This is a genomic window from Pseudomonas antarctica (assembly GCF_900624995.1).
Taxonomy (GTDB): Bacteria; Pseudomonadota; Gammaproteobacteria; order Pseudomonadales; family Pseudomonadaceae; genus Aquipseudomonas; species Aquipseudomonas antarctica.
On sequence record NZ_UYXQ01000004.1, the window covers coordinates 170544 to 184241 of the forward strand.

General features: G+C 58.9%; 7 protein-coding genes. 2 read left to right on the forward strand and 5 right to left on the reverse strand.

The annotated features are described in order from the left end of the window. Positions 1-46: 46 nt before the first annotated feature. From E0F99_RS04750 to treP, 5 genes are all read right to left on the reverse strand, one after another. Positions 47-325, reverse strand: coding sequence for a PTS sugar transporter subunit IIB (locus E0F99_RS04750; RefSeq protein WP_083356895.1), 279 nt, complete (start codon positions 323-325; stop codon positions 47-49). Positions 326-327: 2 nt separating this feature from the next. Next, complete coding sequence (ptsP, locus tag E0F99_RS04755) at positions 328-2859, reverse strand: phosphoenolpyruvate--protein phosphotransferase (RefSeq protein WP_083356894.1); 2532 nt, start codon at positions 2857-2859, stop codon at positions 328-330. A gap of 152 nt (positions 2860-3011) precedes the next feature. Then, on the reverse strand, positions 3012-4232 hold the full coding sequence (locus tag E0F99_RS04765) for a maltoporin (RefSeq protein WP_083356893.1): 1221 nt from the start codon (positions 4230-4232) through the stop codon (positions 3012-3014). A 71-nt stretch (positions 4233-4303) separates the two neighbouring features. Further along, positions 4304-5950: an alpha,alpha-phosphotrehalase gene (gene treC / locus E0F99_RS04770; RefSeq protein ID WP_083356892.1), complete on the reverse strand. Its 1647-nt coding sequence runs from the start codon at positions 5948-5950 to the stop codon at positions 4304-4306. A gap of 60 nt (positions 5951-6010) precedes the next feature. Beyond that, a complete protein-coding gene (gene treP / locus E0F99_RS04775) occupies positions 6011-7453 on the reverse strand; it encodes a PTS system trehalose-specific EIIBC component (RefSeq protein WP_083356891.1) in 1443 nt (480 codons plus the stop codon). A 252-nt stretch (positions 7454-7705) separates the two neighbouring features. Here treP and treR point away from each other — a divergent pair, with 252 nt between their 5' ends. Together treR and E0F99_RS04785 are read left to right on the forward strand one after the other, a co-directional pair. Further along, positions 7706-8410, forward strand: a complete 705-nt coding sequence (gene treR, locus E0F99_RS04780) for a trehalose operon repressor (protein WP_083356890.1) — start codon at positions 7706-7708, stop codon at positions 8408-8410. 95 nt (positions 8411-8505) lie between these two features. Further along, positions 8506-13260 carry a membrane-targeted effector domain-containing toxin gene (locus tag E0F99_RS04785; RefSeq protein ID WP_162276183.1) on the forward strand — a complete coding sequence of 1585 codons (4755 nt, stop codon included), beginning with the start codon at positions 8506-8508 and terminating at the stop codon, positions 13258-13260. The last annotated feature ends 438 nt before the right edge of the window (positions 13261-13698 follow it).

Genomic DNA, 13698 nt, shown 5'->3' on the forward strand with positions numbered 1-13698 from the left:
CCTCTTCGCGAGCAAGCCCGCTCCCACATTTAGATCTGCTCTTGGCTTAGAGACCGGTGATCAAATGAACGACCCCACCGGTCAATACCATCACACCCGGCACACCCGCCGCCTTGAGTGCCGGTTCATCCAACCGCCCCGCATCCTGCAATTGCACACGCACCCGCGTCAGCGCCACACGTTGTTGTGACTTGAGGTTATCCGCGCCGCCCAATGCATTCAGAACATCGGCCGACAACAGACTCGGGGCTGCCGTCACAGCCGTCTCGGCAATCAAGTCCGGGGTCAGGGCTTTCCAGAACGCCCGCTGCAATTTCTCGAACATGCTCAGTGCTCCACGACAGGTGAGGTTTCAACGGTGGCCGCGTGGTACAGGCGCAGGGCCTCGCGCACCTGGGCGGCTTCTTCCAGGCCCAGCACCTGGCGAGCGATGCTCTGGCAGTCGGCCAGGTCCAGCTCGCGCACGGTGGCCTTGATCGTGGGGATCAGCGGTACGCTGACTGATAACTCGTCCACGCCGAGCCCGATCAACACCGGCACCGCCAGCGCTTCGGACGCCAACGCGCCACATACACCCACCCATTTGCCATGGGCATGCGCCGCCTTGACGGTGCTGGCAATCAGGCGCAGCACCGACGGGTGAAAACTGTCGGCCTGACTGGCCAGGCGTGGGTGGTCGCGGTCCATTGCCAGGGTGTATTGGGTCAGGTCATTGGTGCCAATAGAGAAAAAATCCACATGGGGGGCGAAGACATCGGCCATCAATGCTGCAGACGGCACCTCGATCATGATCCCCAGCTTCGGCAGCTCTTTGAGCCCCAGCGCCAGCGCTTCCTCCTCAAGAATCGCGCGTGCCAGGTGCAGCTCCGACAGCAGGCTGACCATCGGCAACATGATATGCAGCCGCGCGAAACCGGCGCTGGCGAGGATCGCGCGGAACTGTTCACGCAACAGTTCAGGGCGCTCAAGGCACAGGCGAATACCACGCAAGCCGAGGAACGGGTTGGTCTCGCTGTCCATCGGCACATAGGCCAGCGGCTTGTCGCCACCCACGTCCAGGGTGCGTACCACCAAGTTGCGCTCAGGGCCCAGGACGCGCGCGATGGCGCTGTAGGTGCCGGCTTGCTCCTCAGGGCTGGGTGCGCGGTTGCGGTCCAAGTAAAGGAACTCCGAACGCAACAGGCCGACGCCTTCACCGCCCAACGTCAGGGATTGCTCTACTTCCTGCAACGAAGCGACGTTGGCGGTGACCTCGACGTGATGACCGTCGCGGGTCGTCGCCGGTAAAGCAGCCTGCGCCACTTCGCGCTGACGGCGCAGCACTTGCTGGTCACGGGCAGCCTGCAGTTGCTCGATTTCGGCCAGGTCCGGGTCCAGGTGCAGTTCGCCTTTATCGGCGTCGAGCAATACCTGTTTGCCATTGGCCAGCGCCAGCACGTGCACCGGCACGCCGCAAATAGCTGGCAGGCCGAGTGCACGCGCGAGAATCGCGACATGGCTGGTCGCCCCACCGCCGACAGTGACAAACCCCAGCACCTTGCGCGTATCCAGGCTGGCGGTTTGCGATGGGGTCAGTTGCTCAGCGATCAGGATGGCTTGCTCCGGCAAGTCCCATGCACGGTCCTGGATACCGAGGATCAGTTTGAGCACGCGTTGGCCGACATCGGCCAAGTCTGCCGCCCGTTCGGCGAGCAGCGCGTTGCCCAGGCCCTGAAACAAGGTGGCAGTGGCTACCGTGGCGCGGTTCCAGGCAAAGGCAGCGCTTTTGCCATTGGTTAACTGGGCATGCGCTTGTTCCAGCAAAGTGGGGTCTTCGAGCAATTCTTGATGGGCGCGAAAGATCTCGGCCTGGGCACTGCCGGCTGCTTTGGTTTGCAGGGCTTGCAGCGCTTCGGCTGCCGCCAGCAAGCCACGCTCGAGTGCGGCGCGCTCGAGCGCTTCGCCACTTCCGGCTTCGGTAATGTTCAGTTCCGGCTCAGCCACTTGCACCACCTGGCCAAACGCCGAACCTGGCGAGGCACACACGCCGCGCAGCAAGGTGGCCGACGACAGCGGCGCGCAAGGCTCAACCACCGCAGTGGGTGCCGCAACCGTCTCGCCACAGCCTTCAGCCAGCAATGCAACCAGCGCCTTGATCGCGGCATCGGCATCGTCACCCGCAGCGCTCACTTGCAAGGTATCGCCCTGCACGGTTTGCAGCGCCATGATCGCCACCAAGGATTTTGCGTTGGCGCTCTGGGTTTGCTTGTGCAGGTAAATGCTCGCGTTGAAGCCCTTCGCTGCCTGGGCAAATACCGCCGCAGGACGAGCGTGTAAACCGTTGGCGTTGGGCAAGGTCAGGGGTTTGGAGAACAGTGCATCGCCCGCCTCCTCATCCACTGTTTCAGCCGCTTCTCCAGGTGACACGCGTAGCAGCGGCTGGCCCACATCCACCAGAGCACCGTCCGGCCTCAGCAACGTAAACGGCTCGCCGCTGACCACCAGCATCAAGGTCAGCAAACTGCGGGCATGGAGCGCCACGTAGTCGGCATCGAATTCAATCAGTGGCTGCCCAACCTCCACCCGCTGGCCTTCCTGCACCAGCGGCGTGAAGCCCTGGCCCCCCAGGTTTACGGTGTCCAGGCCGATGTGCATCAGCACCTGGACGCCGTTGTCGTCGGTAACGCTGACCGCATGACCACTGTCCTGGATACTGCTGATTACCCCAGCCAACGGCGCGCAAAGGGTCTGCGAGGTGGGATCGATGCACAGGCCGTCGCCGATCAGGCGACCGGCGAACACCGGGTCGGGCACCTGATCCAATGCCAGCAGCACACCGGACAGCGGCGCCAGCAATTCCAGGGGTTGAGTTGTGGTCATGACTTCACCTGCTGTTTTGTTCTGTAAAAATCATAGGGCCAACAACGGTCCAATGTGGGAGCTGGCTTGCCTGCGATAGCATCGCCTCGGTGTCACTGAAAAACCGAGTCGCTCGCATCGCAGCCAAGCCAGCTCCCCCATTGAGTCCGTGTTTACTTCCACCAGTATTCGACCTGCACACCCACGTTCGAACCATGCCGCGCTGTGCCATACGCGCCGGTGTCGGATAACGCCGAGCCCGCCGCCAGTTCATTCGCCGCACGCTTGGCGGCTTCGTTCCAGGTCGCATAGGTGTAGTACAAACGCACTTCCGGTCGCGCCCAGAAATCCGGACCTTTAGGCGACCAGGTCGGGGCGAAGGTAAATTTGCTCAGTTTGCGCGTGCCACCGGCGGCGTCGACCTGGTCATGCCCAAGTTCGGTGACCAGTTTGAACTGTTCGCTGATGGCATACGCCGGGCGCACACCGATGGACATCCAGGTCTGGTCCTGGCTACCTGGGCGAATGTCTTTCTGGTACACCGCCTCGACCTGCCCGCCGAAACGCGGGGTGATCTGCCAGTCGAAAAACTCCACGGCGCGGTAGCTTTTGCTGCTGTTATCCAGGGCCGTATTACCGGTGTAGCCCAAGCCGGTGCCGGGGCCTTCGCCGTACTGCAAGGCGAATTTGTTTTTGCCGCCAAGAAAAGCTTTTTGCACATGCTGCGCCGTGATCGCCCAACCGCTGTTGGCATCACGCCCGCCGGCTTTTTCGATGTAACTCAAACCCAACTCCAGCTCACCGCCCGGGTTGGTCTTGAAACCCGCGACGTTGAAGTCGTGACGGGTGGCGTATTCCTTCTGGTACAGGTTGTCCTTGCGAGACAGGGCGTAGCTGTATTTGAGATCGCCAATTTTTACGTCCTCGACACCACCGCCCGTGGCGCTCTGGTTCCAGTAGTAGAAGTCGGAGATATGGATGTCATTACGTTTGTAGTAACGCCGGCCGGCCCACACCGAACCGCCATTGAGGCTAGGCAAGTTGGACCACTGCGCATACATCTGCGGCATGCGTGCTGAGCCGTTGTCTTCGCCCTGAAACTTCAGGGCACGGTCGTACTTGTTATACAGCGAGGCCATCGCATCGACGCTGAGTACCGAGCCGTCGTCGAGGGTCAGCAGGTCCTGGCGCAATTCAAGTTCGGCGTATTGCTCGCATTCGTTGCCCAAACGGTATTTGGATTGCGCCCCCGGCAGTTGGAAGCATTGCTGCTTGCCACTCCCCGTTGAAGTGCCCGCGCCGCTGCGCAAGTAACCGGCAAATTCGAGAGCCTGAGCGGCAAAAGGTACGGTAAGACATGACGCAATGAGGCCCAGCTTTATTGTTGTTTTCATGAAGCACTCCGGTATTTTTATTATGTTTTTTTAACGCGCCCCGCACGCTCATACGGGGGTTACAGCGGGCCTCAATCCTTGAGGTGCAGCACAAACGATTCGTAAGGTCGCAACACCAGCGTGCGCGTAAGCACCGGGCAGTCGGGGTAGTTGCTGATCAGCAGGCGTTGCTCGCTCGGCGCGTCGATGACGCCCTGCGGCAGTTGGATTTCGCAGGCGTTGCCGTAAAAGTTATTCAGCACCAGCAAGCGCTCACCCCGCCCTTCGCGCAGGTACGCCCAGACTTGGAGGTGGTCTTGCAGCAGTTGGCGATAAACGCCCTTCTGGATCAGCGGCTCGTGGCGACGCAACGCAATGAGTGCGCGGTAGTGATGCAGCACCGAATCCGAGTCGTCCAGTTGGCTCTCGACGTTGATCTGCGCCGCGTTGGCCGGGATACCGATCCACGGCTCGCCCGTGCTGAAACCGGCATTGGCCTGGGTGTTCCATTGCATCGGTGTGCGGCCGTTATCGCGGGACTTCTGCATGATCGCCGCCATGCTCGACGCTTCAGACTCACCCGCATCACGCTTGAGGCGGAAGATGTTCAGCGTCTCGACATCACGGTACTGATCAATCTTGTCGAAACCGGGATTGGTCATGCCCAGCTCTTCGCCCTGGTACACGTAAGGCGTGCCCTGGAGGAAGTGCAGCGCGGTGGCGAGCATCTTGGCCGAGACCACGCGGTGCTCGCCGTCGTCGCCAAACCGCGAGACCACCCGCGGCTGGTCGTGGTTACACCAAAACAGCGCGTTCCAGCCACCACCGGCCTGCATGCCCAGTTGCCAGTCGGAAAATATCTGCTTGAGTTGCAGGAAATCAAAGTCGGCCTTCACCCACTTCTGCAGGTTCGGGTAATCCACCTTCAGATGATGAAAGTTGAAGGTCATCGACAGCTCTTTCGACTCAGGATTCGAATAACGAATGCAGTGTTCCAGGCTGGTGGACGACATCTCGCCGACGTTGATCAGGTCATGCCCTTCGAAGACTTCGCGGTGCATTTCCTGCAGGTATTCGTGCACGTTCGGGCCGTCGGTGTAGAAGCGCCGGCCGTCAGTGTTGTCCTCGGGGAAATCGGCGGGTTTGGAGATCAAGTTGATCACGTCCAGGCGAAAACCACCCACGCCTTTGTCGCGCCAGAAGCGCATCAGCTTGAACACCTCGGCGCGCACGCTGGGGTTGTCCCAATTGAGGTCGGCCTGGGTGTGGTCGAACAGGTGCAAAAAGTACTGGCCGGTTTGCGCCTCGTATTCCCAGGCCGAGCCGCCGAACTTGGATTCCCAGTTGTTCGGCTGGTCACGCCAGATGTAGAAATCGCGGTACGGGTTGTCGAGGCTGCTGCGCGCTTGCTGGAACCACTCGTGCTCGATGGAGGTGTGGTTGACCACAATGTCGAGCATCAGCGTGATGCCGCGCTTGGCCGCTTCGCTGATCAGCAGGTCGCAGTCGGCCATGGTCCCGTAGCTGGGGTCGATGGCGTAGTAGTCGCTGATGTCATAGCCGTTGTCGCGTTGCGGCGAGCGCAGGAACGGGGTGATCCACAGGCAATCCACGCCTAGCCATTTGAGGTAATCGAGCTTGTCCACGATGCCCAGCAGGTCACCGGTGGCATTACCCGCATGGCTATGGAAGCTTTTAGGGTAGATCTGATAGATCACCGAGTGTTGCCAGTTTTGCATGGAAACTCCTTAAGTAAAGTTTTGTGCTGGTCTCTGGGGCTTGCTCCCGATAGCGCTAGATCAGGCGACGCGATAACCAGGGCGTACGATCTTCATGCTCAGCACACAGGTCAGTACAAACGGCACGACCATCGCGATGACCATCCCGATCACAAAGCTTGGGATGAACTGTGGAATGATCGAGATAAACCCAGGCAAGCCACCCACGCCGATGGCCGAGGCGGTCACCTTGTTCATCGACAGGAAAATGCTGCCCAGTGCCGACCCCAACAGGGCGGCATAGAACGGAAACTTGAAGCGCAGGTTCACCCCAAACATCGCCGGTTCAGTGATGCCGAAGTAGGCGGAAATCGCCGAAGTCGAGGCCATGCTTTTGTCCCGCGCATTACGCGTCGTGTAGAACACCGCGAGCGCGGCGCTGCCTTGGGCCAGGTTGGACATAACGATCATCGGCCAGATAAACGTGCCGCCCTGGGTCGAGATAAGCTGCAGGTCCACGGCAAGGAACATGTGGTGCATGCCGGTGATCACCAGCGGCGCGTACAGCAGGCCAAAAATCGCCCCGCCGACCATCGGTGCCAGGTCAAACAGGGTGACCACGCCTTCGGTAATCAGGATGCCGAGGTGACGCGTCACCGGGCCGATGATTGCCAGGGCCAGCACGCCGGTGACGACGATGGTGGTGATGGGCACAACGAGCAGTTGAATCGCATTCGGCACCCGTGCCCGCAGCCATTTTTCAATCACGCTCATCACATAGGCCGCCATCAGAATTGGCAGGATCTGCCCTTGGTAGCCGACTTTTTCGATCTTGAACCAGCCGAAGATGTCGAAGTACGGCAGGCTCTGGCCGTCGAGCCCGGCCACCGCTTTGCCGTAGTTCCAGGCATTGAGCAGGTCGGGGTGCACCAGCATCAGGCCGAGCACAATGCCGAGGATTTCACTGCCGCCAAAACGCTTGGCCGCCGACCAGCCCACCAGCGCCGGCAGGAACACGAACGAGGTGTTGGCCATCAAGTTGATCAGGCTCCACAGGCCATCCAGGTTCGGATACGCCTCCAGCAGCGTCTTGCCCTCGATGAACATGCCTTTGGCGCCCATCAAATTGTTAATGCCCATCAGCAGGCCCGCGATGATCAGCGCGGGCAGAATCGGCATGAACACATCGGAAAATACGCGTACCAGGCGCTGCATGGCGTTGGTCTTGTCGGCGCCTTTCTTCTTCACGTCGGCGATGGTGGCGGCGGCGAGGCCGGTCTGTTCGCGCAGGGCGGCGTAGACCTTTTCCACATCACCGGGGCCAATCACCACTTGGAACAGGCCGCCGGTAAAGAACGAGCCCTTGACCAGATCGACCTGGTTCAACGCACCGCTATTGACCAGGCTCGGGTCCTTGAGCGCCAGGCGCAGTCGGGTCACGCAGTGGGCAGCTTGCTCAAGGTTGTCGCTGCCCCCGAGGTGCTCGAGAATCTGGCGGGCAATATTCGAATAGTCGTGGCTCATGCTTGGTTTCCACTTTGATTTTTTTATTTGGGGGCAGTCATTGGCAGCACGCCGAGGCCAAAAGTACTCGTCTGTACGAGTTAAATCAACAACTCGTCTGTACGAGTAACAAATTGTTTATATTTCTGAATTTTGAGTCAGATATTTCCCTTTCTTCCACGGCGGTCCAATGGACAAACCCCACCTGTGCCACTAAGGTTCCAGCCTTGAATGCGCAGTTCACCTTCATTAAGCCGGGCATAGAGCCATCCCATGAGCAAATACAACCAGATCTATACGGATCTGCTTGCCAGCATCACCACCGAACGCCTGCAACGCGGCACGCGCCTTCCCTCCGAAACCGAACTGATGGACGCCTACCAAGCCAGCCGTGGCACCGTGCGTCGTGCGATCGAGCAGTTGCAGGAGCGTGGGTTTGCGCAAAAAATCCACGGCAAGGGCACCTTTGTGTTGTCGCCCAACCCCATTGAGTTCCAACTGGGTGGCATCGTCAGCTTCCACGAAACCCACGCTGACCTGGGCGATGACGTACGCACTGAAGTCGTCGATTTCAGCCAATTCCCGTTGGAAGGCTCGCTGCTGCAGCACATCGAAGCCGAACCCGGCACCCTGATCACTCGCATCAAACGGGTACGGCGCATCGGCGGCAAACGGGTGATCCTCGACATCAACCACTTCGTCGCCGAGCTGATCCCAGGCCTGGACCGCGACATCGCCGAGCAGTCGATCTACGCGTTTATCGAGCAAACGCTGCAGTTGCAGATCAGCTACGCGCAACGCACCATCGAAGCCCTGCCGCGCAGCAAGGACGACCAGGCACACCTGGATCTGGATGGGCAAAGCCATGTGATCGTGGTGAGCAACCAGACGTTTTTGCAGGACGGGCGGCAGTTCGAGTACACCGAGTCGCGGCATACGCTGGATAAGTTTTACTTTTCGGACATCGCGCGGCGCTGACGGCATTGCATCACGGTCGCCGCCTAACTATGTAGTGCCCGAAGCGGCTGGCAGCGAGGGAACCTCATCGTTCTTTTTGAAGGATGAGCACCCCCATGAGTTTGATCACTAACCCAGCCCTGCCCAATGCCACCGACAAGGCCGCACTGAAGGCACTGGCTACTCGCCTGATCCAGGCCTGCCCGAGCCTGCATGACAGCGCCCACCAGAGCGCCTGTGAAATTCTGAAAAAGCACGGCGTACAAGGCCTGGACCCTGACGAGGTCTATTACCATCGTTTCAAGGCAGCCCAGAGCAGCTCCAAGAGCTTTACCGGTTGGGAGCACGTGCAGGAAAAACCGTATGAGTCGACCACCCTGACCCAATTGGTGATCAAACGGTTTCGTGCCACTGACTACGACAATGCCGACCTGCTCGACCTGTATGGCGGGTTCTACACCGCAGGGCCGGAATTTGGCGACTTCAATGAAACTCACGAAGTGCGCCTACATGGCAACGAGGTGCTGAAAGACTTCTGGCGCATCAAATTCGACAGTCTCTACACCGATAAACTCGACGAGTTCTGGCACACCTTCCACGGCGACTTTCGCGCCCTGGCCAAGTGCAATTTTCTCAGCAAGGCCGTTCAGGCTGTTGAACTCAAGCAACTGACTGACGACGACTTTCAGACCTGCCTCAACGCTGTCGCCTCCAACCTGAGCTGGCCAGTCACCCAGCAGATGCTGGAAACCGAAGTGGCACCCACTGACGGCTTACAGGTGTGTGCCCTTGACGTTGACGGTTATGTCGCGATCAATCTGCTGCGCATCGTCGACAAGACGGGTCGGCAAATTCTCTATACGCCGGGCGACACACCAGCCTTCCAAGTACTCGAAACGCCCTCGGACATGCATTGGTGGGTACTGGGCAAGATGAACGAGGAAAAAAACCGCAACGCCTTCCTCTGCCACTTCTCCCTGACCGACCGCCAGGCCATCACCGATAACATCACTGATCTCATGAACCGCTTGGTCGGCACCTGGGGCAGCGCCGATCATCACCTGATCAATCGAACGAACCAGGCGATCACCCACGATGCGTTCACCTGGCTGCAGGACCGTACACGCTGGTCGATGTACCACGAAGCCCAACAATCACTGACCACTCAGAAGGAGCTGACGAAAAAACTCTGGATAGGCTACCTGAGCGCCGGCCTGAAAATATTTGGCCCGTTGGCTGTCATCGGCTGGCCAGTCGCGCTGCCCGTATTGGGCGCCAGCATTGCCAACCTGGGGCTGAATATCGATCAGGCAGTCAATGGCCGTACCAGCGCGGAGCGCAAAGCCGGTGTGATCGGCGCGGTGTTCAGCGGGATCGATACGTTGTTCAATCTGTTCGCGCTGCACGGGCCTGGCCCGATAGCGGAACTCGGCCCGGAAATCGACGAGGCAGAAGCGGCCGAGATGGCCAAGTTCAAAGACGCAACGGCGCCGGTCGACGATACGCCAGTGGTCTCACCACCCAGTGAAACACCTGCGCCGGCACCCGACCCAGCCCCCACTGCTCCGGCGCTGGAGCCCTCCCCTACCGAACCGGAAATACCGGCAGATTGGAAGCGCCAACAGGGTTTGGAGGGTGCAACCGCGATGACCAAAGGAGGACGTTATCGGAGTATCTATACCGTCAACTCAAACCCGTCGACCGTCATCCCGTTCAAAGGCGACGTCTGTTACGTGCGTTACGAAGCGGATGTGAATGGCGGCGGGACCTGGGCAATCATCGACCCCAATAACCCCCACGCGTTTTCCGGCTCGCGCCCGGTACGTCTGAACGTCGACGGCGAATGGGAATACGCCCCGCGCGCCCCGCGCGCCTCTGACGCCGTCAGGGGCGGCAGCCCGGTGGATGTTCCCACAACGAGCGAAGGCTCATTAGAGCCCGAATTTGAACCCGAATCTGCCACCCCTAACGCCTACGGGCCGCCCAGATCCAGTTATCCCCCTTCAAGCCTGACGACACCGTATGACCTCAGCAACATGGACAGCTTCCAGATTGAGCTTGCGATGTCCGGCGGGCCGGATTATTTCAAGCTCATCCCTAAACCCGGAGGAGGTTTTACCGAATTCAAATCGTCAGATTATTTTATCAACCCTGCGCGGACGAAAATCACGAGCGATGCCCGTACCTTTTTCTCCCGCCCCTTTTTCACCCAGACCCTACCCGAACGTCCTGCACTCCCCACTCTCACGCCTGAGTTGTCATCCACCGAAGCTATCGAAGATATATTGGAAGGCGCACCTCGCCTGATTGTCGCCGAAAGCCCGAAACGCGTCGCCAGCCTGTACACCCTGATTAAGCAAATGCCTGCCCTGGCGCGTAAAGGCTTCAAGGTGATCTACCTGAATCGCCTGTTCAACGACCTCCACCAATTTGACCTCGATACCTTCGCCAGCAGCGGGGAACTGTCCGAGAACCTGAAAAATTACCTCAATGAGATGGACAGGGCCCTGCCGGTGCGTTTCAACACCCTGGAACTGCTCACCGCCGCCCGGGCCAATGGCGTACGCGTTCAGGCCACAGGCCTCTTGGCCAACTATCTCCCGCTCCCAGTTGCCGTTGATGAGCAAATGGCCAAGAGTTTTTTGACCAGCGAGATCATCCGTCTCGACCAAGCCAAGTACGGCGCAAGTAAATATGTGGTATTGACCAATGCACAAAACACCAACACGTTCAGGGGTGTGGCGGGTATCAGTGAAATAAACGGCGGTACAAGCCTGCGGATCGGCGAGGTGAGCGACGCCACCCCACGGATCAAAATTGGTTACGGCCCCAAGGTAAGTAATGTCAGCACCGGCAATCCGACAGTTCCTAAACCCAGTGCGCTGGACACTGACCTCATCCTGCAAGTGCCCCTGAGACAGCAAAAGGAAGTGTTCCCCTTCCTTTTGAGTCCGAAAAAAATCGACGAGCTGCTCAAAGCCCCCGGCGACTACCTCCTGCAGGAGACACAGGCAGAATTGACGCTGATCCATCGCAATCGCTTCGATGCCCTGGTACGCAATACCATCCAGCGTACAGCCAGCCAGGGTTATTTTATTGACCCGGTAAACTTTCCGCGGCTCAAGGGCACCGTCTACCCAACATTGACCGACCTCTGCCAGGCCCTCGACACAGAGGGGCTGAAACTCAAAGGGGCTCCTCTTATCAATAAATGGCTCCCAGCGGTAGAGATGGACGCCAATCCGTCGCCAATGAACGCTGAAAACATCACGTCAGGCGCAGCGTTTGCCCCACAGGCCAAGCCCGAACCCTTGGTACTGCCGCCCACCGTGAGTGAAATCCCTGCCGGCTGGGAAGCCAATGAAATCCTCGACGGCATCGACCCGGTCAGTGAGCCTGGCCGGGATCAAGGCATTTATCGACTCAACTCCAACCCATCGACCGCCATCCTGCTGAACGACACCGCGTATTACGTGCGGTATGTCGATGACGTCAACGGCAGCGGTCATTGGGCAATCATCAATCCGCAAAACCCTTTCTCGTTCTCCGAAGCCATTCCGGTGCGCCTCAATGCCGAGGGGCAATGGGAGCTCGCCCCCAGACACGGCCTGAGAGGAGGTGCCGGGCAATTAGTCAACAAGCTGCTAGGGCGCACGCACACGCCCGTGCTTGAAAGCCCGGCCGTCGCCTACGAAATACCGCAAGAGCTGCGCCAGCCATTGGAGAAAGCCGCCGCCGGACCACTCTATGAAAAATATGCCTTAAGCGATGAAGGCGTGGAGATATCGCCTCATGAGTCCGACCCTTATGCGCCGTTCAAGGCCAGAAGACAGCGCCTGTTCAAGGATGCCGTGGCGTTCCTGAGCCGGTTTACCGCGCAAAATCGGCCGCCGGTGCCCGCGCTGCCCGCCAGTGCATCCACCGCTACCTGGCTGGAGGAACTGCTCAAGGATGTGCGCGGCATCGTGGTCGGTGAAGCCCACAGTGGCGTAGGCAGCAAACAGTTGCTGATCGACAACATGCAGTTACTGGCTCAAAAGAACGTCAAAACCCTATATTGCGAACACCTGCTCAGGGACTTTCACCAAGCGGCCCTTGATACGTTCGCCGAGACTGGCGAGATGCCCGAGGCACTCAAACGCTACCTCCAGTCACTCGACATCGGTCAAGGGACAGACCCACTGGGGCAGTACAACTTCATGGAGTTGGTCAAGGCCGCACGCGTCCATGAAATTCGTATCCAGGCCATTGATTGCCTGGCAAGTTACCGAACCCAGGGGTTCTTGCCCGCCGTGGCGGACAGCCAGGTTGCCACCGGTTCGGAGCGCCAGGCCCTGATGAACTACTACGCCAGCACTGTGATCCGTGCCGACCAGGCAGCTCAAGGTGCGCATAAATGGCTGGCACTGGTGGGCAATACTCACGTCAGCACCTATAAGGGCGTTCCCGGGCTCAGCGAACTGGAGGAGGTCAATGGGCTGAGGGTGGAAGACCTTGCAGCCGGCCAATCGAAAGGCGTCATCCCAGACCCTGGTATCCCCGCAGCCGGAAGCGCAGGGGCGGTGAAAAGCGACCTGCTGCTACAGTTGGTAATGCCCCGCAAACCTGAAACCCCACAAGACTTCGGGAGACTGCTCAGGCGCCCGGGCTTTTTTACCGTCGACTCCACTACGGTGGTGCCAACCCTGAAACATCGCAGCAGCTCGGGTGACCTGATATCAACACCGCTCGTTCACCAGAACGGACACTTCTTCATTGAGCGCCCCACCTGGCCGAGCATGGACGGCCATCGATTTGACAGCCTGAAAGACTTATTTGCCGCACTCGAACGCATGGGTATGGTGCTGGTTGGCAAGCCTGCACCGCTATAAATAACGAAGCCCCGGCAGAGGCCGGGGCTTTGTTGATTCAATCAAGCGAATAACGCTGGCTCATTCCCACTCTATTATAAATTGAAAAAAAACCCTTATAAAACAGAGTCTTCAGACATTGAATAATTGAACAACCATGAAAAATGCCAGGCACAGTAAACGTTCAAGAAGTCGAATTAGCCTCTCTATTGGCAAAGGCTGCCGAGCGCTGACGCTTAGTGAAAATGGAAAAGCGTTTAGGATCAGGCCCGAGGCCTTCTCACCGTCGGCCTCGTAGAGGCAGCGCAATGAAGCTTGATCGGTGAGTTTGTGCAGGTTGAATTGGTTATAGAACGCTTGGCCTAATCACCGATGCTTGAAGCTGCCTATGTGTTATCGCAGATGCAGAATCACCCCTACTCCCGACTTGGCGTTGCCCCATAAGTATTCAGCCCAAAG

Bases quoted from the DNA above. Each gene is read 5' to 3' on its own strand.
- E0F99_RS04750 (WP_083356895.1), bottom strand. From the start codon at position 325: ATGTTCGAGAAATTGCAGCGGGCGTTCTGGAAAGCCCTGACCCCGGAC.
- ptsP (WP_083356894.1), bottom strand. From the start codon at position 2,859: ATGACCACAACTCAACCCCTGGAATTGCTGGCGCCGCTGTCCGGTGTG.
- E0F99_RS04765 (WP_083356893.1), bottom strand. From the start codon at position 4,232: ATGAAAACAACAATAAAGCTGGGCCTCATTGCGTCATGTCTTACCGTA.
- treC (WP_083356892.1), bottom strand. From the start codon at position 5,950: ATGCAAAACTGGCAACACTCGGTGATCTATCAGATCTACCCTAAAAGC.
- treP (WP_083356891.1), bottom strand. From the start codon at position 7,453: ATGAGCCACGACTATTCGAATATTGCCCGCCAGATTCTCGAGCACCTC.
- treR (WP_083356890.1), top strand. From the start codon at position 7,706: ATGAGCAAATACAACCAGATCTATACGGATCTGCTTGCCAGCATCACC.
- E0F99_RS04785 (WP_162276183.1), top strand. From the start codon at position 8,506: ATGAGTTTGATCACTAACCCAGCCCTGCCCAATGCCACCGACAAGGCC.